The sequence below is a fragment of the Kitasatospora sp. NPDC036993 genome (assembly GCF_055607525.1).
Genome location: NZ_JBVJRP010000001.1, coordinates 155,269 through 177,427, shown reverse-complemented (window position 1 = coordinate 177,427; position 22,159 = coordinate 155,269). Strand labels below are relative to the sequence as shown.

General features: G+C 69.4%; 24 protein-coding genes and 1 tRNA gene. 7 read left to right on the top strand and 18 right to left on the bottom strand.

Annotated elements, in window-relative coordinates:
• Nucleotides 1–103: 103 nt before the first annotated feature.
• Nucleotides 104–1,045 (top strand): alanyl-tRNA editing protein, encoded by a 942-nt coding sequence (locus ACZ7C5_RS00835; protein ID WP_401080848.1) that lies wholly within the window; start codon nucleotides 104–106, stop codon nucleotides 1,043–1,045.
• A gap of 138 nt (nucleotides 1,046–1,183) precedes the next feature.
• On the opposite strand, the gene dcd is transcribed toward ACZ7C5_RS00835, so the two are convergent.
• Nucleotides 1,184–1,759 carry a dCTP deaminase gene (gene dcd / locus ACZ7C5_RS00830; RefSeq protein WP_188295077.1) on the bottom strand — a complete coding sequence of 192 codons (576 nt, stop codon included), beginning with the start codon at nucleotides 1,757–1,759 and terminating at the stop codon, nucleotides 1,184–1,186.
• A gap of 71 nt (nucleotides 1,760–1,830) precedes the next feature.
• Complete coding sequence (locus ACZ7C5_RS00825) at nucleotides 1,831–2,052, bottom strand: hypothetical protein (RefSeq protein ID WP_188295076.1); 222 nt, start codon at nucleotides 2,050–2,052, stop codon at nucleotides 1,831–1,833.
• A gap of 274 nt (nucleotides 2,053–2,326) precedes the next feature.
• Here ACZ7C5_RS00825 and ACZ7C5_RS00820 point away from each other — a divergent pair.
• A tRNA-Gly gene (locus ACZ7C5_RS00820) sits at nucleotides 2,327–2,400 on the top strand.
• A gap of 145 nt (nucleotides 2,401–2,545) precedes the next feature.
• On the opposite strand, the gene ACZ7C5_RS00815 is transcribed toward ACZ7C5_RS00820, so the two are convergent.
• The 15 genes from ACZ7C5_RS00815 to ACZ7C5_RS00745 all read right to left on the bottom strand — a co-directional run bounded on the left by ACZ7C5_RS00815 (nucleotide 2,546) and on the right by ACZ7C5_RS00745 (nucleotide 14,088).
• The gene (locus ACZ7C5_RS00815; protein ID WP_470321648.1) at nucleotides 2,546–3,286 is read right to left on the bottom strand and encodes a hypothetical protein; all 741 of its coding nucleotides are present in this window, start codon (nucleotides 3,284–3,286) and stop codon (nucleotides 2,546–2,548) included.
• 134 nt (nucleotides 3,287–3,420) lie between these two features.
• Nucleotides 3,421–4,248: an IS3 family transposase gene (locus ACZ7C5_RS00810; RefSeq protein WP_470321647.1), complete on the bottom strand. Its 828-nt coding sequence runs from the start codon at nucleotides 4,246–4,248 to the stop codon at nucleotides 3,421–3,423.
• Nucleotides 4,245–4,553, bottom strand: a complete 309-nt coding sequence (locus ACZ7C5_RS00805) for a transposase (RefSeq protein WP_079183438.1) — start codon at nucleotides 4,551–4,553, stop codon at nucleotides 4,245–4,247. The genes ACZ7C5_RS00810 and ACZ7C5_RS00805 overlap by 4 nt, the downstream gene beginning before the upstream one ends.
• Before the next feature lie 21 nt (nucleotides 4,554–4,574).
• Nucleotides 4,575–4,880 (bottom strand): hypothetical protein, encoded by a 306-nt coding sequence (locus tag ACZ7C5_RS00800; protein ID WP_470321646.1) that lies wholly within the window; start codon nucleotides 4,878–4,880, stop codon nucleotides 4,575–4,577.
• Entirely contained in the window at nucleotides 4,874–5,833 is a 960-nt protein-coding gene (locus tag ACZ7C5_RS00795; RefSeq protein ID WP_470321645.1) for an aKG-HExxH-type peptide beta-hydroxylase, read from the bottom strand. Before ACZ7C5_RS00795 ends, ACZ7C5_RS00800 begins: the two co-directional genes overlap by 7 nt.
• Before the next feature lie 81 nt (nucleotides 5,834–5,914).
• Nucleotides 5,915–6,082 carry a hypothetical protein gene (locus ACZ7C5_RS00790; RefSeq protein ID WP_470321644.1) on the bottom strand — a complete coding sequence of 56 codons (168 nt, stop codon included), beginning with the start codon at nucleotides 6,080–6,082 and terminating at the stop codon, nucleotides 5,915–5,917.
• 81 nt (nucleotides 6,083–6,163) lie between these two features.
• The gene (locus ACZ7C5_RS00785; RefSeq protein WP_470321643.1) at nucleotides 6,164–6,907 is read right to left on the bottom strand and encodes a hypothetical protein; all 744 of its coding nucleotides are present in this window, start codon (nucleotides 6,905–6,907) and stop codon (nucleotides 6,164–6,166) included.
• Complete coding sequence (locus ACZ7C5_RS00780) at nucleotides 6,904–8,790, bottom strand: radical SAM protein (protein ID WP_470321642.1); 1,887 nt, start codon at nucleotides 8,788–8,790, stop codon at nucleotides 6,904–6,906. Before ACZ7C5_RS00780 ends, ACZ7C5_RS00785 begins: the two co-directional genes overlap by 4 nt.
• A 26-nt stretch (nucleotides 8,791–8,816) precedes the next feature.
• A complete protein-coding gene (locus ACZ7C5_RS00775) occupies nucleotides 8,817–9,689 on the bottom strand; it encodes a hypothetical protein (RefSeq protein ID WP_470321641.1) in 873 nt (290 codons plus the stop codon).
• Entirely contained in the window at nucleotides 9,686–10,630 is a 945-nt protein-coding gene (locus tag ACZ7C5_RS00770) for an NAD(P)-dependent oxidoreductase (protein ID WP_470321640.1), read from the bottom strand. The genes ACZ7C5_RS00775 and ACZ7C5_RS00770 overlap by 4 nt, the downstream gene beginning before the upstream one ends.
• Nucleotides 10,627–11,304: a TylF/MycF/NovP-related O-methyltransferase gene (locus ACZ7C5_RS00765; RefSeq protein WP_470321639.1), complete on the bottom strand. Its 678-nt coding sequence runs from the start codon at nucleotides 11,302–11,304 to the stop codon at nucleotides 10,627–10,629. Before ACZ7C5_RS00765 ends, ACZ7C5_RS00770 begins: the two co-directional genes overlap by 4 nt.
• 5 nt (nucleotides 11,305–11,309) lie before the next feature.
• Nucleotides 11,310–11,768, bottom strand: coding sequence for an NUDIX domain-containing protein (locus ACZ7C5_RS00760; RefSeq protein ID WP_470321638.1), 459 nt, complete (start codon nucleotides 11,766–11,768; stop codon nucleotides 11,310–11,312).
• 24 nt (nucleotides 11,769–11,792) lie between these two features.
• Nucleotides 11,793–12,662, bottom strand: coding sequence for an isocitrate lyase/phosphoenolpyruvate mutase family protein (locus tag ACZ7C5_RS00755; RefSeq protein ID WP_470321637.1), 870 nt, complete (start codon nucleotides 12,660–12,662; stop codon nucleotides 11,793–11,795).
• On the bottom strand, nucleotides 12,662–13,339 hold the full coding sequence (locus ACZ7C5_RS00750; protein ID WP_402969260.1) for a dTMP kinase: 678 nt from the start codon (nucleotides 13,337–13,339) through the stop codon (nucleotides 12,662–12,664). The genes ACZ7C5_RS00755 and ACZ7C5_RS00750 overlap by 1 nt, the downstream gene beginning before the upstream one ends.
• Nucleotides 13,339–14,088 carry a hypothetical protein gene (locus ACZ7C5_RS00745; protein ID WP_470321636.1) on the bottom strand — a complete coding sequence of 250 codons (750 nt, stop codon included), beginning with the start codon at nucleotides 14,086–14,088 and terminating at the stop codon, nucleotides 13,339–13,341. The genes ACZ7C5_RS00750 and ACZ7C5_RS00745 overlap by 1 nt, the downstream gene beginning before the upstream one ends.
• Before the next feature lie 167 nt (nucleotides 14,089–14,255).
• Between ACZ7C5_RS00745 and ACZ7C5_RS00740 the strand changes: the two genes are divergently transcribed.
• From ACZ7C5_RS00740 to ACZ7C5_RS00730, 3 genes are all read left to right on the top strand, one after another.
• Complete coding sequence (locus ACZ7C5_RS00740; RefSeq protein WP_470321635.1) at nucleotides 14,256–15,776, top strand: hypothetical protein; 1,521 nt, start codon at nucleotides 14,256–14,258, stop codon at nucleotides 15,774–15,776.
• A gap of 73 nt (nucleotides 15,777–15,849) precedes the next feature.
• Nucleotides 15,850–16,842 carry an asparaginase gene (locus tag ACZ7C5_RS00735; protein ID WP_470321634.1) on the top strand — a complete coding sequence of 331 codons (993 nt, stop codon included), beginning with the start codon at nucleotides 15,850–15,852 and terminating at the stop codon, nucleotides 16,840–16,842.
• A gap of 43 nt (nucleotides 16,843–16,885) precedes the next feature.
• Complete coding sequence (locus ACZ7C5_RS00730) at nucleotides 16,886–17,353, top strand: PPC domain-containing DNA-binding protein (protein WP_470321633.1); 468 nt, start codon at nucleotides 16,886–16,888, stop codon at nucleotides 17,351–17,353.
• Between the two features lie 188 nt (nucleotides 17,354–17,541).
• Here the strand turns inward: ACZ7C5_RS00730 and ACZ7C5_RS00725 are convergent, their stop codons facing one another.
• Entirely contained in the window at nucleotides 17,542–19,893 is a 2,352-nt protein-coding gene (locus tag ACZ7C5_RS00725; RefSeq protein WP_470321870.1) for a WD40 repeat domain-containing protein, read from the bottom strand.
• A gap of 318 nt (nucleotides 19,894–20,211) precedes the next feature.
• On the opposite strand from ACZ7C5_RS00725, the gene ACZ7C5_RS00720 reads away from it, so the two are divergent.
• The gene (locus tag ACZ7C5_RS00720) at nucleotides 20,212–20,445 is read left to right on the top strand and encodes a hypothetical protein (RefSeq protein ID WP_402969275.1); all 234 of its coding nucleotides are present in this window, start codon (nucleotides 20,212–20,214) and stop codon (nucleotides 20,443–20,445) included.
• 327 nt (nucleotides 20,446–20,772) lie between these two features.
• Nucleotides 20,773–22,077 (top strand): DNA cytosine methyltransferase, encoded by a 1,305-nt coding sequence (locus tag ACZ7C5_RS00715; protein WP_470321632.1) that lies wholly within the window; start codon nucleotides 20,773–20,775, stop codon nucleotides 22,075–22,077.
• Nucleotides 22,078–22,159 lie beyond the last annotated feature (82 nt).

Below are 22,159 nucleotides of genomic sequence, written 5' to 3'. Positions count from 1 at the left end.
GCGCCCGCGGGCCGGCGCCGGGCGAAGGGCAGAATGGGGGCGGGCCGCGGTCGAGCGCCGGGCCCGCCCCACCCTCGTCGTCCCACCTTCACCGGAGCCAGGCATGACCCTCCCCACCACCCACGTCAGCTTCCCGGCCGGGGCGGTGACCGGCGAGTCCCCGGTGCTCGCGGTGCACCGGCTGGCCGACGGCCGGTACGCCGTCGTCACCGAGGCGACCCCGTTCCACCCGCTCGACCACACCTGGCCCGACCAGCCGGCCGACCACGGCACCCTGACCGTGGACGGCTCCGAGCTGGCCGTGGTCGACTGCCTGACCGGCGCCGTCGGCCCGGAGGGCGGGGAACTGCTGGTCGGCGCCGACATCCCGGTCCGGCGCGGTGACGAGGAGTGGTCCTGGCTGGTCCTGCACGTCCTGGGCGACTCGTGTGAGCCGGGCGAGCCGGGCGAGCCGGGCGACTCGGGCGTCCTGGGCGAGCCGGGCGAGCTGGTCGGGCGCACCGCCGTACTGGCCGTCGACGCGGAGCGCCGGGGCGCCCTCAGCGCCTCGCACAGCGGCTGCCACCTGCTGGCCCTCGCCCTGAACGCCGCGCTCGCCCCGCGCTGGCGCAAGGACCCGGGCCGCTCGGACGCCTTCGGCAACCCGGACTTCGACAGCCTCGCGATGGCGAGTTCGGTGATGGACACCGCGGCCAGCACCGACACCTACCGGCTCGGCAAGTCACTGAAGAAGAAGGGCTTCACGGTGGACGCCACCGAGGAGTTCCCGGCCCTGGCCGACGCGCTGCCCGCCCTCACCGAGGCCGTCAACGCCCGCCTCGCCGCCTGGGTCGCCGCCGACGCCCCGGTCCGCATCGAGGTGCCGGGCCCCGAGCTGACCGCCCGCCGCCAGTGGCACTGCGAACTGCCCGAGGGCGGCGCGCAGATCTTCTGCGGCGGCACCCACCTGCACCACCTCGGCGAGCTGACCGGGCTGCGCACCGAGCTGCGGCTGTCCGAGGACGGCACCGAGCTGGTCGCCGTCACCAGCCCCGAGCGGGCCTGAGAACGCCGCGGGCGGCCGATCCCTCACCTGAGGGATCGGCCGCCCGTCGTGCGTGCGCTCCGTCGTGTCCGCCGGTCCGCGTGGCTGCTGGTCCGCGTGCCCGCTGGTTGTCGTGCCCGCCGGCTCTCGTGGCTGCGGTCAGATCTCGCTGCGGTGGAAGTTCAGGTACGAGCGGGACGGCGTCGGGCCGCGCTGGCCCTGGTAGCGCGAGCCGTAGCGCGCCGAGCCGTACGGGTGCTCCGAGGGCGAGGAGAGCCGGAACAGGCACAACTGCCCGATCTTCATGCCCGGGTACAGCTTGATCGGCAGCGTCGCGACGTTCGACAGCTCCAGCGTCACGTGGCCGCTGAAGCCGGGGTCGATGAAGCCGGCCGTGGAGTGGGTCAGCAGGCCCAGTCGGCCCAGGCTCGACTTGCCCTCCAGCCGGGACGCGACGTCGTCGGGCAGCGTGATGACCTCGTACGTCGAGGCCAGCACGAACTCGCCGGGGTGCAGGATGAACGCCTCGTCGCCCTCCGGCTCGACCAGCCGGGTCAGGTCCGGCTGCTCCTCGGAGGGGTCGATGTGCGGGTACTTGTGGTTCTCGAACACGCGGAAGAAGCGGTCGAGGCGCACGTCGATACTCGACGGCTGGATCATCGCCGGGTCGAACGGGGCGATGCCGACCCGGCCCAGCTCGATTTCGGTCCGGATGTCCTTGTCAGAGAGCAGCACGCTTCGAGGTTACGTGCACGACGCGGCCCCGGACGAATCCGCCCGGGGCCGCTCAGTCCTCCCGCCGGCCGTCAGGCCAGGAACTCGGCGGCCTCCAACCGCATCGCCCGCGCCAGTTGCGGCCCGGACAGTTCCCGCACGTCGGCCAGCACCGAACTCCGCAGCCGCCCGCACTGCGGACAGCGGATCAACCTCCCGGGCCCGAGCCGGCCGGGACCGAGGTTCTGCATCGGGAACGTGGTGGTGCTGAACAGGTGCCCCTCGGCACAACGAACGACGGCGCGCTGCTCCATCGATCCCCTTCCCATCCCTAACCCAGTACTCACCCGTACTCACGCACCCGGCGGCCGAGCCCCGGGGCAGCGTCACATGAGGGGACGTTCCGGACAATCCTCACCATGGCTCGCCGCTCCGGCCCCACCCGCCGGAGCACTCGCACGCGGCCCAAACAGTACGCCCCCACACCCGCCCCACCCCGCTCCGCCACGTCCACCGACCCCCTGTGCATCCACCGTCCCGCATGGGGTACAGTGACACTGGATCGAGCGGTCTCTGACGGCTCATCAGGCGGGCGTAGTTTAATGGTAGAACATGAGCTTCCCAAGCTTATAGCGCGAGTTCGATTCTCGTCGCCCGCTCCAGCAGTAAAGGCCCAGGTCAACGACCTGGGCCTTTCGCATTGTCTAGACCAATCCGACCCCGCCGTGCCAGATCCGTGCCAGAGCGTTCCCGGAGCGGCAGTCGCACCCAGGCAGGGTGTGTTCGGCAAGGCGCCAGAAGTCGTCCTCAGCCAGCGGTACCGAGGGCTCCGGCGAGGCGGGCGTCCTGGTCGGGCGAGAGGCCGAAGCGGACGCCGCGGGGGCTGTAGGAGCCGCCACAGAGCAGCACGCGGCTGAGGTGGGCGGCGGTGTTGGCGCCGCTAAGAGGAGAGCTTCCTTCGGAGAACCACGTCTCGCCGTCCCAGAAGGGGTGGTCGAGCAGGGCCTCGGAGAGGGCGGCTGTGGCCTCGGGCGGAGTGCCGATGGCTGCAAGGGCGTCGGCGATGGTCACGGTGGCGTCGGCCGGCAGGTCGGCGTCGCCGAGGATGGGCAGCAGGAGGAGCAGGCGGGCGTCCGGATCGGTGACCCCCGGCCCGTCGCCGGGGCGCCGGGCGACGTGGACCAGTTCGCACCAGGCGAGCCCGGGGCCGGCGAAGTGGCCCTCGATCCTGGCCAGTGAGCGTGGCCGATCCCAGTCGGGGTGCGCCACGTAGTAGTCGACCCCTTCGTCCTCGACGAAGTTGCGGTGGACGATCAGGATGCTGTGGCCATGCTGCATGGGCAGCCGGAGGACGGGCCAGACCGCCGGGTCGGAGAGCCGTTCGTAGGCGGCGTCCGCGTCCGCGCCATCGGCGCCGAACGTGGCGGGCTCGGGTTCGAAGTCCTCGCCCTCGGCGAGCCACAGTAGGTATGCGGCCCAGAAGCCGGGTTGGGTAACCAACTCCTCGCCCGGGATCAGAGGGTCGTTCTCGTGTCCGGTGATCAGCACAAGTGCATCGTGTCAGCAGGCGGTGACAAACACTGAGGTGAAGTTCCACCCTGCGGTTGGACACTCTCCGTCTACGCTGCGAGGGTGTGACCTTGCCGGTGCCGCTGGCGGGTCTCGAGTGGCGTGAGGTAGCCCTACTCGGGGTGTTTGCGTAGGCGCCTGCGGTTGTAGAAGGTCTCGATGAAAGAGAATACCTCCGCCCGGGCGGTGGCGCGGTCGGGCCAGACCCGGGTGCCGATCTCCTCCTTCAGTACGGCGAAGAAGCTCTCGGCAGCGGCGTTATCGTAACAGGAGCCGACCCTTCCCATCGACTGCCTCATGTCCAACTTGCCTATCTCGGTGCGGAATTCACTCGACGTATATTCGCTGCCGCGGTCCGTGTGGAAGACGCAGCCGCGCTCCAGACCGCCTCGGCCGGCGGCCATCCGCAGCGCGGCCACCGGCAGTTCGGCGCGGTGGTGGTCGGCCATCGCGTAGCCGACCACCTCGCGGGTGGCCAGGTCGATGCAGGTGGCCAGGTAGAGCCAGCCCTCCTCGGTCGGCAGGAAGGTCATGTCGCCGACCAGCCGCATCCCCGGGCGGGGCGCGGTGAAGTCGCGCCCGACAAGGTCCGGGGCGAACACCGGCTTGCTGGCCTGGCGCGTCAGACCACGGCGCCGGCGGCGGGTGACGCCCGTGATCCCGCGCTCGCGCATGATCCGTTCCACTTTCTTCCGGTTCACCGTCCGGCCCTGGCGGCGAAGTTCCGCGTGGACGCGCGGGACGCCGTAGGCGCCCCGGGAGGCGAGGTGGATCACCGTGATCTCGGCGGCCAAGAGGTCCTCGGCCCGTTCACGGGCGCGACGGTCCTGTTCACCGGCCCGCCAGGCGTAGAAGGAGGAGCGGGCGATCCCCAGCGCCCGGCAGATCCGCTTGACGCCGAAGGCGCCGTGGTGGTCCTCAACGAAACGGAAGCGGATCACCGATTCGTCTCGGCCGCGAAATAGGCGGCCGCCTTGCGCAGGATCTCGATCGTCTTCTGCTGCTCGAGGTTCTGCCGACGAAGTCGGGCAAGCTCCTCGCGCTCGGGGCTGGTCAGGTCACCGGGCCGGCCCTCGCCCCGATCGGTGCGGTCCTGCTTGACCCAGCCCCGCAGCCCCTCCGGGCTGACCCCCAGCTCCCGGGCGATCTCAGTGACGTTCCGGTGCGGAGAAGACCGGACGAGCGCGACCGCGTCCCTCTTGAACTCCGCCGTGTACCGCTTACTCATGTTGCCGTTGCTTCCCACCTGAAACTGCTTCCTCCGGGCTCACATGTCCCAGTCTCCAGGTGTCCAGCCCCAGGGCGGAACTTCACTGAGGAGGATCGAGCGCCAGACGCGTTCCTGGAGCTCCTGGATACACGGCCCGCAGGCGTACATCGGTGCCTGGGCGCCTGCCACGGTGGCGGGGCCGATCCACAGGACCCGGGTCCACTGCTGACCGCAGTAGAGCCAGCAGAAGCCGTCGACCCACGGGTTGCGGTCATCCGTGGCGGCCGGAGCGGGCGGGCCGCCACGGGCGAACTCGGCGATGCCGGGGATCACCACGTGCGGCATGACCAGCTCGGTCAACACGAGCTCACTTCCTCGAACGGCTTCGGGAGCTCCTGCGTGCACCGCAAGGCGGCGTCGACCGCACCGGAGACACGCTCTCGCAGCTGCTCCGAGGTGATCAAGGAGGCGGCCTCGCCGAAGTTCGGTACGGCCGCTCGTAGGAGGCGGCCCTGTCCGGCCAGGTAGTCGCGCAGGAAGGCTTGGACGGGCGGAGGGGCGCTGTCGAGGACGGCGGCGCTGTAGATCACGGTGAGGGAGAACGCCCAGCATGCGTGGAGGAAGCCGAAGGTGGGCCGTTCGGTTTCGCGCCACGGCGAGTGGAACGTGACATCCTCCGGCAGGGAGACGGATGCCATGGCCAGGGCCTCGTTGAACCAGTGGTGGCCGGCCTCGTGGACGAGGTCGCGCGCGAGGACCTCCGGGGCGGAGGTGTAGTCGGTGAACACGGTGCCGGGTAGGCGCGTGATGCTCCAGCTGAAGAGGGTGTCGCGCAGTTCCCGTCGTTCGAGCAGGCAGACGATCGGCGCGTACTGATCCACCAGGCCGCCGAAGCCGTGCTTGCGGGCGGAGTCCAGTGACGTTGCCAGCAGTTCGTGCAGCTCGGCCGGTGCGGCCGAGGTCTCCGGCGCGACGAGGTAGTACGCCGTCTCCGAGAGTGGCGACTGCAGGAGCTTCCCGTCCTCCGGGTTGAGCAGCAGGTGCGCGCTGCCGGCGGAGTCCGTGGACGCCAGGTAGGCGAGGTCGCGCAGTTCGGTCCGGCGGTACCAGGAGAGCAGGCCGCCGTTGCGGTTGGTGGCGGCCTGCTCGGCACCTTCGAGCAGGTGGTGCGCGACCGCATGGGCGACGGCTGCACCGGTCGGGCCGTGCCCGCCGAGGCTGCTGCCGAGGAGTTCTGCGATGCGTCGCGTGCATTCAGCCTTCCGTTCCTGGAGGCCGGGCAGGTAGAAGAGTTGGTCGGTCGAGCGCTCGGGCATGGTCACGTCTCCTCACAAGGGACGGTGCGGCCGGTGCAGGTCGCGTGCCCTGCACCGGACGCACCGGGGTTCTGTGTGGGGCTACTGCTGGGTGTCGTCGGTGGACGCCTCAGCGGTCACGTTCGACCGGGAGGCGTTCCAACCGCGCGGCGACGCGTTGGACGTGTGGGCGGTGATCCGCACCGGTCCTTCGTCGTGCAGGGCCGCCACGGCTTCGACGAACTCGTTGAACTGGTCGGGGTTCTCCATTTGGTCCTCCTCGCAGGTGGATTGGTCGGAAGGGAGACGGCGCTCGCTCGCGGAGGGCTGCGGCTCCGGCACACGGGTGGCTCACCGGGGCCTGTGCGGGGCAGGCGCCTCGGCGGTCAGGAGCGTGAGGAACTTGCGCACCCGGCCGACGCGCACCGGTTCGGTGCCGTGGACGAGTTGGCTGCCGAAGACGAGCAGGGTGCCCGTGGCGGGCTGGGCAGTCCAGCGGGTGCGCTTCATCGCGGCGAACCAGTCGGATGAGCCGTCCGTGCCTTCGGAGATGAACCGCATGCGGGCGTCGTAGCCGGTGACGGGCTTGGGGGATGCCGGGGTCCAGGGAGCCTCGCTCCCGCTGGTCTCGACGTAGAAGCCACCACTGCCATCGGGTGCCAGCTCGACGGCGACGCTGGCCGCGGCGATCTGGCGGGGCCAGGCGCCGGGGTCAGGTGCGATGCCGTCCGCGTGGGCGCTGATGTACTGGCCGGCCTGGTACTCCAGGAAGATCCACGGGCGGTGGCTCTCGACGGACGGTGTGTTCCGCGCGATGGCGGTGCGGCTGCGTTCCAGCGCGGCGTTCAGGATCGCCTGGGCGGCGGCCGGGACGTCGGTCATCTCCACGCGCCCGGCGGGCTCGTACAGGGCGCGGGCCAGTTCGGACGTGAGTCCGGGGACCTCGTGGATGGTGGAGAGGCGAGCGTCGTCGAACGACTCACGGCCGCGTTGGGCGAGTTCCAGGTCCATGAGTTCGTTGAGCTGCTGCACCTCGTGGGCGCCGAGGAAGTCCTCGACGGTGTGGATGCTCAGGGTCTCGGCGATGTGGATCACCGGCGAACCTCCGTGAGATCGAGGGCGTGTGGGTGTGAGGCCGGGGGAGGGCAGGCGCACAGGAACGGGGCGTCGCCGGGCGGGTCGCCGACGAGTTCAGCCAGGAGTCGGCCGCTTGCGGGAAGCGCGGCGAGGTACTCGTTCGGGAGGCTGCCCGGTGCGGGCACGAGGCGCAGGTCCAGGACGGGGTAGCGATCCCCGCTCGTGCCGCAGGTCAGCAGGCTCCGTCCGAGGTCGAGCACAATCGAAGACGGCAGGGCGTTGTCGGCACGCGCGGCGAGCCGGCACAGCCGGGCGGTGACCTCGGCCGCCTCGGTACGGTCGCGCGGCAGGATGCCGATGGACAGCTCGCGCTGCGGTGTGCCGGGGGCGGCAGAGTGGCCCTGGCAGCTGTCGTATGTGATGCAGTTCCAGCGTTCGGTGACGGCTCGCACGAGGGGGAACACCCCCGGCTCGATGCCGTCCCGCCACTGCGGGTGCAGGGGGTCGAGGTCGTCGGCTTCGTGGATGCCGGGGAGGCCCACGGTGTTGATGTTGCCGAGCTCGCTGGTGTGCAGGCGGGCCTGCTGTCGGGGCGCGAGCGGGTCGTCCCAGCGGCGGAGGAAGGCGGCGACATCGTGCATCTGGTTCGGGTGGCGCGGGCGCCAGCGGAGCCGGGTGCACCAGACCGCTTCGGGGTGTTCCGGTTGTGCGAGCAGGGCAGCGACGCCGTCGATCAGCCGCATGCGGTGGGCGCAGTAGGACTCGCCCAGGTCTGCGTGTGCGTGGCGGAGCCGCACGGCCATGCAGCCACCACCGCAGGTGTCCCGGTAGTCGCAGGAGACGCATGGCGCGATGAGGGAGCGGGCGCCGGAGAGCAGCCGGGACCGATCCTGGGCGTGCCGCACGTCCTGCTGCGAGCCGAGGAGCGGGAGGCTGGCCAACTGAGCTTGAGGCCAAGCAAGTTCGTCACAGCTGCCGAGACGGCCGTCGGGGTACAGCGTGAAGACGTGGTCGCACTTGAGGTCGTCGAAGTGGCAGGAGCCGCTGCGCAGACCACGGAGACGGCGGATCACGGAGACGACCGGATCGAGCTTGACCTTGCGAAACCAGCCGGCGCGGACCCATTGGACGGCCGAGGCGAGGGTGAACTCCGCGTATTGGGCCGGAGTGATGGCCCACGCGGGGCCGGTCGGTCCGATCGCCGCCGCCTGCATGGCCCTGCTGGTGCCGACACGGCTGGACGTCGTTCGTGTCGGCGCCACCACCGCGCCGTCGAAGCAGGGCACGAAGTTGATCGCGATCACGGCCGGGAAGGAGACCAGATGGTCGACGATCTCCGCAGCCCGGCCGAGGATTTGAGGGGTGACGGCGCAGACGATCGAGGCGGTCCGGCCTCGGCGTTCCAGCAGCTGGAGCGACTCGACGATCCGGGGATAAACGGGCAGCCCGTCGTATCCGACGCGCCAGCTGTTTCCCCGGGCATCGCCGTCGAGGGAGATGCTGATCTCCAGCGAGGGCAGGTGCTCGTCGAAGAGGTCGATCCAGGTGTCGTCGAGAAGCAGACCGTTGGTCTGGAGGCTGGCTTGGATCACGTTCGGGTTGGCCGCCAGGGCGCGCAGGACCTCGGTGACCCCGTCCTTGCCGGCGGTGAGCGGTTCGCCGCCGTGGAGTTCGACGGAGAGCGGCCGGTCGGCGAAGAGGGTCGCCAGCTGGTTCACCTGGGTGGCATCGATGCGGCGGCCACCAGGGGCTTCCTTGCGCTTCTCGAAGCAGTACAGGCAGTCGATGTTGCAGGTCTCGCCGCGCAACTTGAGGATCACGGACAACGCCGTCGTACGGTCGGCAGGGTCGAGGCGTGCGTACAGGGAGTAGAGGTCGTTCGGGGGCGGGGTGGTGGACAAGGCTCACCTCCAGGGTGCCTCGGCGGTCAGGTAGTTGTGGACTCCAGGTGCTTGGCCCAGGTGAGTAGGGCTGCGTCGGTGAGCGGTACGCGGTCGTCGGCCCTGCGCAGGAACCAGCCGTCGCTGTAGCGCTGGGGCAGCCACCCCGCACCGAAGGCCGGCGCAGGGTCGCTGCTGCTGTCGTCGACGGGGTGGCAGGACAGCAGAGCACTGGCCAGCCGCTGCTGGATCGGCCGGAACCATCCCCAGGACCTGTCGTGCCACACTGCGGTCGTTGTTCCGGGCGGCCAGGGACGGGTGGCCATGAGCGGTAGCCACTTCTCTCCGAGCAGGGGCTGCCCGGCGGCGGCGCACTCGGCGGAGGCGAGCGTCAGTGCCAGGCGTTCCAGGACCAGGTCGGCCGAGGCATGCATGCCGTCGGCGGCCAGGCCGAGGAGGTCCTCGGTCAGGCTTGCCACCGTCTCGGCCCGGTCCGCCACGGCCCACGCGCGATAGACCTCGGCCTCGCCGGGGCTCACGACCGGGATCCACTGGCCTTCTTGGTACTGCCTTGCCGTACGCAGGCTGGTCAGGCCGCCGAGGTCCTTGCGAACCCGGCGGAACACCGTGAGATCGTCGGTGCGGACCTCGAAGCCGCGCAGGAAGGCGCGCAACTGTGCCATCTGGTCCGGGCCGGAGACCTGGAGATCGATCCGCACGCCGTCGCTGAGCCAGGAGCCGGAATCGGGGAGATCCGGGGTGTCGCCGAGCAGGCGCAGGTCGATGTCACTGGTCGCGTGGGCGAGGCCGCAGGCCAAGGCCCCCTCCAGCCAGACCGTCGAGCCCGGGTGGGAGGACAAGAGGTGCTCGGCGACCTGCCCCGCGATGTGGAGGCGGCGACGAGCCGACTCGCTGATCACCGGCCCTCCTGGTGAGCAGTCCCCACTGGAACGGCCACCCGATGGCCGGAGACCGAGGCGATGAGCTGGGTGAGCCAGGTGTCGAGTTCCTCCCGGACGTCCGCGCGTTGGGCGCCGACGTGCGGCGTGACCAGGAGGTTTCGAGCGCCGGCTGAGGTACCCACGAGCCCCAAGTGCTTCGCTTCGATGGCATCCAGGGCGAGGCCGGTGATGCGCCGTGTGTCGAGCGAGCGCAGGAACGCCTCCACATCGAGCGTCTCGATCCGGCCCGCACAGATCACCAGCGGTCGGCGCGCAGACACCCTGGCGAGGAACCCCTCGTCGAACCGGCCACGCGTCTCGTCCCGTAGCGGTAGCGCGATCACGTGGACGTCCGCGTAATCGATCAGCGCGTGAGCGGGCAGTTGCCGCAGCGCCGGTGGGTTGGACGGCCAACGGGCGAAGGTGACTTGGCGAGCGAAGGGGGCGAGCAACCTGGCAGCCGATCTCCCGACCGGGCCGGCTCCCCAGACGGCGACATCAAGATCGGACAGCGGCTGCCCCAGGCAGGCGTCCTTCATGTGACGGCCCTGGACAAGAGCGTTGTGGCCCAAGGGGATCCGACGTGCCAGGCTCAGCGCGGCGATCAGGCACCACTCGGCCACGGCCGCCGCGCTGACGTGCGGATTGCGGTGCAGGGTGATGCCGCGCCGGGCGAGCTCGGCGACGTCGATGTTGTCGGTGCCCGAGCCGACCCGAACGACGTGCTGGAGCAGCGGCAACTGGTCGAGCTGTCGACCGCCCAGCCGTGCTCCGGAGCGCAGGGCGAGGAGCGTGGCCCGGTGCGCGCTCCCGGGGAGCGAATCGAAGTCGGCCGTCTCGATGAAATCGATTGCGGAAAGCGAGAGTTGGAGTCGGCCGAGATCGGCGGCGCCCTTGGCGATGAGGATGGTCTGGGTCATCGGGACGCCGTTCCTCGGGGCATGGGGGGCAGGTAGCGCCCGAAGGCGAGGTCGCCGTCGCCGACGAGTACCTCGACCGGGGAGGGCACGCCGAAGAAGTCGTCGGCGGCACGCTTCACGCCGGGCAGGCCGTTCCACGCCTTCGGGTTGACGGCGGTGTCGGCGTAGTCGTCCAGCAGCAACACCCCGGACGGGGAAAGCCTGGGCACGCAGGCTCGCAGGCCGGTGAGGGTGGAGTCGTAGAAGTCGCCGTCCAGGTAAGCCAGAGCGATCGTGCCGGGCAACTCGCCGGGGACGGTCCGTTCGAACCAGCCGGGGTGGATCGTCGGTGGCGTGCGGTTCCAGCGGGCGTGGGTGTCCAGGACGTCCTGCGGAGCGGAGTGCAGGTCACCTTCGGAGAGGTGGTCGGAGTCCTGGTCGCCGGGGGCGGCCATGCCGGCGAAGGAGTCAAAGACGTGGATCTCACGCCCGCGGTCGCCGAGCGAATCCAGCACGCAGCGCATCCACAGAGCCATCGCGCCGCGGTAGCAGCCGAGTTCGACGATCGCACCGCCGACGCGCCGGTCGACCAGGCGGTGGAGCTCGTCGGCGATGACGTCCAGCCGGTCGGCGCAGACCGTTTCCGCGTGCTCAGTGAGCAGCCACTTGCGCAGGTCGTCGTTCAAGTCGTTCAAGGAGGTCACCACCTGTCGATGAACGGGTCGCTGAGCTGGCCGCGCAGAGCGGCGAGCAACGGCTGGTTGATCCGGGGCAGGAGGTACACCTCGGCGAGCTTGCCGATGGGCGTCCACTCGAAGCCGACCTGGATCGGGTCGGGCGGGTCCGGGAACTGCGGCGTCGTGTCGCCCAACGGGTGGGAGAGGAAGGTGAACTGGGTCTTCTGTACGGTCCCGAACTCGTCGTTCCAGGCGGCCGGCACGTACTCGGTCACCAGCAGGAGGCGGTCGACGGCCACGTCGAGACCCGTTTCCTGCTGGACCTTGCGGCGGACCGCGTCGCGCAGGCTCTCTCCCTCCTGCGCCTTGCCGCCGGGCAGGTTGTAGTGGAACCCGGAGTGGTCGTTGTAGGAGACGAGGAGGACCTGGTCGTCGTGCAGGACTGCGGATTTCACCGACACGCTGATGCGGGGCAGGGTCATCGCGGGATCCCTCGGGGTGTGAGGTCAGATGCAGGACAGGGCGTCCGGTTCGCCGATCTGCAGGAGGTCGGCGACGGCCGCGAGCGGGGCCTCGGCGCTGGGGCGGAAGGTGCCCTCGCGGGTGAACTGGCGGGCGGCGGCGCGCATGCCGGCCATGGCGGCCCGGCTGAACTGGTTGGCGTAGATGCACAGCCGGTAGCCGGCCTCGCCCAGCTCCGAGGCGGTGAGCTGGGGGAAGGCGGTGGGCACGGTGACCAGCGGGGCCGCATTGGTCCAGCGGGTGGCCACCTCCATCGGCTGGCCGCCGGTCTGGTCCTTGGAGTGGATCAGCACGGCTTCCGCGCCCGCATCGACGAAGCGCGTCGATCGGCCCATGGCCAGCTCCAGGCTCATGCCGGCGATCAGGGACTCGGTGCGGGAGATGACCACCAGGCCCTCTCCGACCGTCTTGCGGATGCGCTCGACCTGCTGGATGACGAGGTCGGCGGCGGCCAGCTGCTGAGAGGTGTGCGCGGAGAAGCTGTTGCACTTGGGGTAGGCGCTGTCCTCCAGGCAGATGGCGGCAGCCCCGGCCCGGACCAGGTCGGCGGCGATGCGGGCAGCACCCTCCACGGTGCCGCCCGCGTTGTCGACGTCCACGATCACGGGGCGATCGGTCACTCGGCCGAGCGCGGTGACCACGTCGGCCAAGTCGCGGGCGCTGAGCACGTTGGCGTCGGGCAGGCCGAGGGCGGCCGACACCTCCAGGCCGCTCACCCAGAGCGCGTCGAACCCTTCCTCCACGGCCAGTCGGGCCGCCATGGCGTTGACGGCGCCCGCCGCGAGCAGCGGGCGTGCCGGTGTCGGCACGGTGAGCGACTGGCGCAAGCGGGCCGCCGCGTCGGATATCGGCATCAGCTCTCCTTCTCCGCATCGGTCGGGAGGCCGGGGATCAGCCCGAGGCGTTCGAGCGCGGCCCAGGCGGAGCCGAGAACCTCCGCCGGGGTGGCGCCGGCGTCCAGGGGGACGACGGTGCCGAGCAGCGGGAACGACTGCGGGGAACCGGTGACCTCGGCGTAGACCTCGTGCACCGCGGACTGCACGTGGTGCACGTCCCAGTCCGCCCGCACGGCGTCGCCGGCGCGGTCTTTCGCCCTAGACATGGAGTCGGCGGCGGGCAGTTCGAGCACCAGCGTCGCGTCCGGGCCGTCCGCCAGCTCTTCGGCGAGGGCCTTGTAGGTGTCCTGTGCCCGAGCGCCGTGCTTGACGGCGAAGAACGCGAGCTCGCTCAGTAGCCAGCGGTCCGCGATGACCGGCCGTGCGCGCCGCTGGGGCTCGACCAGCTGCCGCACGGTCGCGTTCTTGTCCGCGACGATGGCCGACAGGTAGGCGGCCCTGTTTTCGGGCGACGGTCGGTACTTCCCGTCGACGATCTGCCCGGCGTGCTCAGGCGACAGGAAGTTCGTGGTCAGGACGCAGAGCGGGGCCGTGTCGAACAGGCCCTGCCACAGCTGGAACAGCCCCTTGCGGAGCGTGGTCTTCCCGGTGCCGTCCAGGCCCTCGATGGCGATGAAGGGGTAGCGGTTCGTCATTACTCGACCTGCCCTGCTCCGGTGCCGCCCGCGTACTTGGTGAACTGGCCGCGCCACACGGCGGTCGTGGACACCAGGTCCACGAGCCGCAGCTCGCCCAGTTCGTCCAGCAGAGCGGGCAGCGTCCGCTCCACCTCGATGCCCGCCGTGATGGCCTCGCAGTAGGCCCGCCGGGTCCGTTCGTCGTCCTGTTCCCGAAGGGCCGTGGCCAGCACGCGGCCCGCCAGCCCGTAGGCGACCGCGCCGACCGCGCCCTCCAGGACCTGGGCGTGGATCGGTTCGGGGTTCGGCTCCAAGGTCAGGTGCCGCACACCGTGGTGCCTGATCACGGCGAAGAACCCGACCCACCACGCGCTCGCCTCGCAGGCCGCGATCACGGCCTCGGTCCACGGCGCCGCCGTGCCGTCGATCAGCAGACGCCGGCGGGCCTGTTCCGCCGCTCGCACCGTACCGATCGCGCTCGTGTCGCCGACCGTGCCGTAGCGCTGCGGGTACGACCACCAGTAGGCGAGGCCGGTGCGCTCCAGCAGCGCCCGCGCCTCCGGGCCGACGGTGCCGGTGGGCCGCAGGGCCAGGCCGGCGACCGGGGCGCCGCTGATGTCGGGCAGGCTCCCCCCGGTCTGCACGATCTCGCGCCATTCCTCGACGTGCAGTTGGAGCCGCTGAACCAGCAGCCCGTCCGCCAGCGTCTGCCAAGCCGACCGCAACGAAGGCTTGGTGGACTCCTCTGCGGGAATCGTTGCTCTCATCGTCTTGTAAGTCCTTCCTGACGCACGGCTCGTGGCGACGACGACCGTCGCAACCGGCTCGTGTGCGTTCATCCATGGTCGTGAAGAAGCCGACCCGCGCTCATGGGCGTTTATGCGAGTCGCGGTAGATGCCGAACTGGCGGAGCATCGCGAGGAAGAATGTCAGCGTGGACAGCAGTCAGCAGCGACGGTGCACCTCCTGCGGCAGCACTCTGAGCCGCTACAACGCCGGTGCCAAGTGCGGCCCGTGCCAGCGTGATTTACGTATCGCGCGCGAGTTCTGGGACGACCCGCAGGTCCAGCAGGCAGTGGCGACGTGGGATCTGGGAACGCTCTGCCGCCTGGTTCGACGCCACACCGGCCTGCCCCAGGCGGCGTTCGCCCGGATCGTCAACAGCGACCAGTCCGAGATCAGCCGATTGGAGTGTGGTCAGCGGACCGTCAAGGACCGGCGCAAGATGATCCAATGGGCCCAGGTCCTCAACTTCCCCGAGGAGCTGGCCGGCCCGCTCCCGAGCGAGTCCGAGGGCGGTGCGGAGCCGACAACCCACGTCGCACAACCACCGCCGCTCGCCCTCGCAGCGGCCGGATCCCGGTGCCTGCACTTCCCCGCGGGCCAGAGCCTCCCCGGCGCGAACCTGCCCGCGCTGGTCATCGACGCTGACACCTTCTACGGCAATGAACTCCACCTCAGCGGTGGTGCCGAGTTGGACGCCTGGATGAAAACACCGACCCGCTCCCTCGTGATCGCCAAACGGACCATCGACGGAGCGAGCCGGCAGTTCGCCGTCGACGCGCGCTTCGCCGGTCGGGCCCAGGACCGCCCGCTCCGCATCCCGTCCGCCTACGAGCTCGACGACCTCACCTACGGAATCCTGTGGGCAGTCACCGGATTCGACGCCGCTCTTCTCAACGACGACGCCGGTCTGCACACCGTCCTGCCGCTCACCACCGACACCGACCTCGACCCGCTGGCCAGCGCCGTCCGGGACGAGGAGCTGGCGGCCGGCTCCCTCATGTTCATCGGCTCCCAGGCCAGCGCCCACTACATCCTCGACAACCGTGACGCCCTCGGCGAAGCCCCGCTCTTCTGGACCCGCGAGCGGACCGGAGAGGAAGCCGCCACCTGGCTCTTCTTCTCCCACAAACTCGACTACCTGCGGCGAACCGCCCCGGCGACACCCGAGGCGAGGAGCGGGACCGGCCGCGCCTTCTGCATCCCACCGGAGGCGGTCACCCGCTCCCCAGGCTACGAGCGGGTCATGCTCTTCCTGGTGATCGCCCTGATGGAATCCCACGGCATCACCACCTGGATCACCGAAAGCCCCGACCTCGCCGAGACCGAGGGCTTCGTCCTGATCCCCCAGCAGCGTGCCGTCATCGCCAGTTGGGTACGAGCCGAGGCCGTGTCCAAGCTCGGACGCACGACACGACGGGCCGATCTGCGCACGTTCGCCGACGCCGTAGGCCACGCCGCCGCAAACTCCGCGACCGCCGCCGATGCCGCCCACGGACGCCTTATCGCCACCGCCGACTACCTCGGACTCGACTGGGCCTGGCTCACCCGCCGCTGCCGCCAGCTCGCCTCAGCCGGCACCCGCGCCCTCGCCAGGCCCCGCAGCCGCCTGCTGAGTCTGGAAGGTCTGGACGCCGCTTGTCAGTTCATCGCCGCCCGCCGCGTGCCCTGAACCGATAGATTGCACCGGAGGTCACGCGGCCGAGCTGCTGATGGAAGACCATCCTGACGAGGAGACATCGACGTTGAGCAAGAGGACAGTCGCGATCTTCTCCCTGGGTGGCACCATCGCGATGACGACCGATCCGGCCACGGGCGGCGTCGTACCCGCCCTGTCCGCCCATGAACTCCTCGCGGCGGTCCCGGCCCTCCAGGAGCTGAACACCGACCTGCGCGTCCACGACTTCCGCCGCCTCCCCGGCGCCTCCCTCAGCTTCGACGACCTGGGCGCCCTCTCGGAAGCCATCGCCGACGCCTTCCAGGACGGCTGCGACGGCGCGGTGGTCACCCAGGGCACCGACACCATCGAGGAGACCGCCTACCTCCTCGACCTCCTGCACGCCGGCGACCAGCCGATCGTCGTCACCGGAGCCATGCGCAACCCCACCCAGCCCGGAGCGGACGGCCCGGCGAACATCCACGCCGCCGTCATCGCCGCCGCGGCCCCCGAACTGCACGGCGCCGGCACCGTGGTCGTCCTCGGCGACGAGATCCACGCCGCCCGCAACGTCCGCAAGTCCCACAGCACCAGCCCGGCCGCCTTCACCTCCCCGGCCACCGGGTCCCTCGGACGCCTCTACGAGGGCCGCGTCCACCTTCACGGCCCGCTCCCCACCCGCACCGCCGTCCCCGGATCGTTCACCAGCTCCGCGCCCCGCGTCGGGCTGTACACCGCGACGCTCGGCGACGACGGCACCCTCCTCGCCACGGTGGCCGAGGCGTGCGACGGCCTCGTGATCGCCGCGTTCGGCGTGGGCCACGTTCCCCAGAACTACGTGGCCACCCTGGAGAAGACCGCCTCCCGGATTCCGGTCGTCCTCACCACCCGCATCGGCAACGGCCCGGTCCTGCAATCGACTTACAGCTTCCCCGGCTCCGAGAAGGACCTCCTCGCCCGCGGGCTGATCCGAGGCGGCCACCTCGATGCCTACAAGGCCCGTCTCCTCCTGCACCTCCTGCTCGCCCAGGGCCGCAAGACCGACGAGATCGCCGCCGCCTTCCGCGCCGCAGCTGACTGAGCCGAGCCCGCAACAGCCCTTCCGACAGCGAGGACCCAGCCCCATGCGCGTCAGCGAACTGACCCTCGGCCGGACCTTCGGCGTCACCTTCGAGCACGGCGAAGACTTCTTCGACACCCTCGCCGCGTTCTGCAAGGATCACGACGTCCAGCAGGGCTACATTCCCATGTTCATCGGCGCCTTCTCCGAAGCCGAGATCGTCGGCACCTGCGACGGCCTCACCCACCCCGAACAGCCCCTCTGGGACCGCACCCGCGTCGAGTTCGTCGAAGCCCTCGGCGGCGGCACCCTCGCCCACGACCCCGCCACCGGCCTCGTTCTCCCACACATCCACCTCGCCGCCGGCCTCAAGGGCGACAACGCCGACGGCCGCACCAGCCACCTGCTCAACGCACGCGTGCAGTTCCTCAGCGAGCTCCTGATCGTGGAAGTCGCCGGGCCCACCATGACTCGGCCCCGCAACCCCGCCCTCTACGACGTGCCGCTCCTCACCTTCGGTCCTACCACCTGAGGCTGCATAGCCAGGCATGGCCCGGCAGGACCAGCTCCAGAGCACCCGCCAGCCCGGCCCGCCGGCGGCACCAAGACCTGGAAGGAGACCGCCGAACCCAAGTACGGCGCGAAAAGCGACTGGATCGAGCGCGTCCTGGAACGCTTCCGGACCGCGAAGCCAGCGTCCAAGAGGGGCCGCTCCCTCTCTTAGCCCTGAGGTCGAGCGAAGCTGTTGACTGCGGGAGGTACCCACAACCGAACGGCGCAATCGGTGCTGGCGGTGGCGAGCACGGAGCTATCGGGGGAGAAGGCAACCGACGTCACAGTGCCGCGATGGCCGGCGAGGGACTCACCAACAGGTTGATGGGTGGTTGGGTCCCACAGCCGCACGGTGCGGTCGTTGCTCCCCGTCGCGATGAGTGCGCTGTCGGGGGAGAAGGCCATGGCTGTAACGGCACCGTCATGGCCCATAAGGGGCTTTCCGACGGGCTGATGGGTAGTTGGGTCCCACAGCTGCATCGAGCGATCGTGACCGGCGGTCGCGATCAAGCTGCCATCCGGGGAGAACACCACGGAGCTGACTGAGCCGCTGTGGCCATCACGGAGTTCACCGGTTGGCTGGTGGGTGCCAGAGTCCCAAAGTGTCACCGTGCCAGCATCGGTGGCGGTTGCGATTAGCGTGCCATCGGGGGAAAACGCAATTCCGGTAATGACCCCACGTCGGCTGGCCAGAGGATCACTGGCAGCCTGTTGCGAGGCCGGCAACCACAGTTGTACCTCGCCAGCGTCAGTAACGATGGCAAGGAGGACTCCGGTGGGCGAGAAGACCACTGATGTGATGGGGCCGAGGTTGTCGGCAAATGGCCCGCCCGCCGGTACCCGGGTGCCCGCATCCCACAGGCGAACCGCCCCGCTACGGTCTGCGGTTGCTAGCAGGGTGCCGTCGGGGGAGAACGCGACTGAACGAACGGAGTCGCGGTGATTGGTCAGGGGCCTTCCGACGGGTTGCCGGTCAGCAGGGTCCCAGAATCGCACCGTATCGTCGGCGCTCCCGGTAGCCAGTGTGGTTCCGTCGGGGGAGAACGCGGCTGACCAGACCGCGTCACGGTGTCCGACAAGGGGCGCCAGATAGATGCCTTCGCCGTTCTTGAGCGCGGTTAGGACGCTTCGACTGGCGAGGCCGCGTGCGGTCAGAACACCTAGTCGGGAGCGCAGTTCGGCGTCCTCGCTGAGCACGTTGTCATGCGGGTCGTCTTTGTCCCGAGTGCGCTGCGTCGGGACAAGCAATGGCAATGTCTCCTTGCCCTCCCATACCCGCACGACGCGATCGTAGCCAGCGGTGGCGAGCAGGCTGCCGTCGGGGGAGAACGCCACCGACTTGACGGGGACGGCATGACCGGTCAGGGGATCTCCGACCGCTTCGTGGGTTGCTGGGTCCCAGAGCCGTACCATGCCATCGTCGCTGGCCGTGGCGAGCAGGCTGCCGTCGGGGGAGAACGCCACCGCAGTGGCGGAGCCGGTGTGGCCGGCCAGGGGCGTTCCGACCGCTTCGTGGGTTGCTGGGTCCCAGAGCCGTACCATGCCATCGTCACTCGCGCTAGCTAGCAGCTTGCCGTCGGGGGAGAACGCCACCGACCTGACGAGCCCGGTGTGGCCGAGCAACGGTTTGCCGATCGCTTGGTGGGTGGTTGGGTCCCAGAGCCGCACCATGCCATCGAAGCTAGCGGTGGCCAATGCGCTCCCCTCGGGCGAGAAGGCGACTGCCGTGACGGGGCCGGTGTGTCCGGTCAGCGGCTTGCCGACCGCTTCGCACGTGTATGGGTCCCAGAGCCGTACCGTTCGGTCAAAGCTGGCGGTGGCCAGCACGGTGCCATCCGGGGAGAACGCGACTGCTGCGACCTTTTGTCGCTTCGTGAGTTGGAGAGCTCCGGATGATTGATCTGACCTCACGTCCCATAGGCATACGCCATGTTCGTCACTGGCAGCCGCCAGCAAACGTCCGTCCGGAGAGAACGCCACCGACCTGATTGTGCTCTTCTGGGCAGTCTCGGGATTGCTGATGGCCTGGTGGGTGACGGGGTCCCAGAGCGTCACCTTCCCAGCGGCGCTGCCGGTCGCGAGAAGCTTGCCATCGGGGGAGAACGCCACAGACCATACGAAGCCGGAGTGAGGCAGGAGCACAGACGCGCGGCGAAATTTCAAGCGCCGACTATGCGTCAGCGACTCAGAAGGGTTCGCTGGTGTGTCGCTTCCCGGCTGAGTGGGTGCAGAGGGTGGTGGATCGCTCTCAGCAACCGTGACCGACTGTGCCGAATTGAATGCTGCGGGTGCGTGACGGGCCTCGGACTGTAGGTGCGCCACTCGGTTCCAGCTCGTGCGCCAGAACTCGACCCTTGGGTCGTTGCGGCCTACAGGGGACTGGCCATCGTTCGAGTGGCTGAGCAGCGTCCGGACGAGGGCGATGAGGAAGTCTCGACTGGGCAGACGCTTACCCGTGAGGGTCTCACTGATCGCGGAGGCCGACAGTGGCCGCCCGGAGGGTGCGGCGCGGCTGATCATGCGCTGGGAAGGGTTGCCGCATTCGATCTGCAGTCTCCGGAGTCCGGTGGCGAAGTCGGCGAGTCCTCGCTGGAACGCGGCTTCGGGTGTCATCCCCGAAGAATCCCCATGCGCCACGCATGTCCCCCTGATGGTCTGCGGGACTCAGCGTAGGACGCTGGCTACCGAACAGGACCGAATTTCGCCGAACACCACCATACAGAGTTGGGTGTTCGCTCCGCGCACCATCTTGTACGGCGTCGGCCTGCGGCGATCGGGTATGTCTGAGCCTGTTCGTGCCATAGGAGTCGTGGCGGGTGAGCCTGGTGTGCTGGTCGCATGGATGAAATCGAAGAGCCCACCTCGCCCTCCTCTCCTCGGGTTGACTCCAGGTCAAGGCCGGTGTCGGTGGAACCGATCCGTGACCGGGTGCTTGATCTGGTCGCACTGTTGCTTCTGACCACGCTGGCGGCGGCCGTCTTCCTGATCGCCGGGTCTGAGGCGTTCACGGCGGTCACCAGCGTTGGCCTGGGCTTGTTTGCGAGCTGGCGCGGAAGGCCCCCTCGTCCGTGAATGGTCTCAGCGACGGGTACCGGGTTCTGTCGCTAACTGGCGATTCAGCTGAGGGGCAGACGGGCTGGCCGCCGGTGCCGGCGTCCGGCGCGCGGGTGATCACCGCTGGGAGGCTCCCTCGCGGCCGGTCGGCGACCTGATCACCGGACCTGGGCGGCATCGCCCGTGTGGCCGTTCGCCCTGGCGTGCGGGAATCGGAACAGTGCTGTCCCCGCTTGTGGCGGCCACTTCGATCGCTGGTCGTACCGCTTCGGTCACTCGTGAAGGTGAGGTGAGACTTCTTGACAACAGTCCCGGTAATCGCTATTTCCGCGGTATGCTTTTGCAATGCCTGAACTGCAAGAAGAGTCGAGAGATGATCGCACCGCTGTCGAGCTGTTCGCGGGCGCGGGCGGCCTCGCGATGGCCATCCATGGGGCGGGCTTCCGGCCATTGCTGTTCAACGAGTTCGCCCCACGAGCCTGTCAGACCCTGGAGGCGAACGGGGCCAAGCCCCGCGGGGATGAGGAGCGGATCCCGGAGCCGGGGGAGCCGTGGCCGCTCGTGGCGGGGGACGTTCAGGGCCTCGAAATGAGCTACCTGCTCGGTCGTGTCGACGTGCTCGCCGGCGGTCCGCCCTGTCAGCCGTTCAGCCTGGGCGGGATCGCCAAGGGGGACGAGGACAAGCGGAACATGTTCCCTCAGATGTTCAAGGCGATGCGCCAGATTCGGCCCAAGGCCGTCATCTGCGAGAACGTCGTCGGACTGCTCAGGCCATCGTTCAAGCCGTACCTCGAGTACATCTTGCGCGAGATGGAGATGCCCTTCGAGCTGCGTGATCCGGAGATCAGCTGGCAGAAGCACGACAAGGCCCTCATCGAGGCCAAGGGCAGGGCCGCCGGTGACCCGGCGGAGCGCTACAAGGTGGTGATGACACGCGTGAACGCCGCCGATTACGGGGTCCCCCAGGTCAGGAACCGCATCTTCATCGTCGCCTTCCGGGAGGACCTGGGGGTCGACATCGACCAATTCAAGAAGGATGTGCGTCCCCAGTACTCGGAGGAGGCGCTGTTCCGGACCATGCTCGACGGCTCGTATTGGAAGCGGCATCCATCGGTGCCCGCGGATGTCCGCGCCCGGGTCATGGCCAGGATCCCCAAGGACGTTTCGCTCATCCCAGACGGTTCGAAGCCTTGGCGTACGTTCCGGGATGCCATCGCCGGCATCGATGAGAACGAGGGCAAGCCACTACCGAAGATCCCCTGGGACAGGCTTGACCGCCAGGAGCACCGCGCCGGGGGGTTCACCGACCACATCGGATGGCCCGACGCTCGCATCTACAAGGGCCACACGCCCAATGAACTGGACCGCCCCGCCAAGACCGTGAAGGCCGGCGTGCACGGAGTCCCTGGCGGCGAGTCCGTGATGCTGACCGACGACCTTGAGACTCCCGGCGGAACCATCTACAGGCATCGCTACATGACGGTGCGTGAGACCGCCCGGGTCATGACCTTCCCTGACGATTGGAAGCTCGAAGGCCCTAGGGGGGAGAAGATGCGGCAACTCGGCAACGCGGTCCCGGTGAAGCTCGGTGCCGTATTCGCTGACGCGGTGGCCAAGGCCCTCGACGCGGCACCGGGATCACAGTCGTGAGCGATGCGGCGAAACCGTCCCAGAGCCGCTGGAATGACCGGCTGCCCCCCGATCGCGCCTGGAAGGGGCGGCCGGGGAGGAC

Excerpts from the sequence above, each read along its gene's own strand:
- ACZ7C5_RS00835 (WP_401080848.1), top strand. The coding sequence starts at position 104 with ATGACCCTCCCCACCACCCACGTCAGCTTCCCGGCCGGGGCGGTGACC.
- ACZ7C5_RS00825 (WP_188295076.1), bottom strand. The coding sequence starts at position 2,052 with ATGGAGCAGCGCGCCGTCGTTCGTTGTGCCGAGGGGCACCTGTTCAGC.
- ACZ7C5_RS00795 (WP_470321645.1), bottom strand. The coding sequence starts at position 5,833 with ATGCCCGAGCGCTCGACCGACCAACTCTTCTACCTGCCCGGCCTCCAG.
- ACZ7C5_RS00790 (WP_470321644.1), bottom strand. The coding sequence starts at position 6,082 with ATGGAGAACCCCGACCAGTTCAACGAGTTCGTCGAAGCCGTGGCGGCC.
- ACZ7C5_RS00770 (WP_470321640.1), bottom strand. The coding sequence starts at position 10,630 with ATGACCCAGACCATCCTCATCGCCAAGGGCGCCGCCGATCTCGGCCGA.
- ACZ7C5_RS00760 (WP_470321638.1), bottom strand. The coding sequence starts at position 11,768 with ATGACCCTGCCCCGCATCAGCGTGTCGGTGAAATCCGCAGTCCTGCAC.
- ACZ7C5_RS00755 (WP_470321637.1), bottom strand. The coding sequence starts at position 12,662 with ATGCCGATATCCGACGCGGCGGCCCGCTTGCGCCAGTCGCTCACCGTG.
- ACZ7C5_RS00750 (WP_402969260.1), bottom strand. The coding sequence starts at position 13,339 with ATGACGAACCGCTACCCCTTCATCGCCATCGAGGGCCTGGACGGCACC.
- ACZ7C5_RS00745 (WP_470321636.1), bottom strand. The coding sequence starts at position 14,088 with ATGAGAGCAACGATTCCCGCAGAGGAGTCCACCAAGCCTTCGTTGCGG.
- ACZ7C5_RS00730 (WP_470321633.1), top strand. The coding sequence starts at position 16,886 with ATGCGCGTCAGCGAACTGACCCTCGGCCGGACCTTCGGCGTCACCTTC.
- ACZ7C5_RS00725 (WP_470321870.1), bottom strand. The coding sequence starts at position 19,893 with ATGATCAGCCGCGCCGCACCCTCCGGGCGGCCACTGTCGGCCTCCGCG.
- ACZ7C5_RS00720 (WP_402969275.1), top strand. The coding sequence starts at position 20,212 with ATGGATGAAATCGAAGAGCCCACCTCGCCCTCCTCTCCTCGGGTTGAC.
- ACZ7C5_RS00715 (WP_470321632.1), top strand. The coding sequence starts at position 20,773 with ATGCCTGAACTGCAAGAAGAGTCGAGAGATGATCGCACCGCTGTCGAG.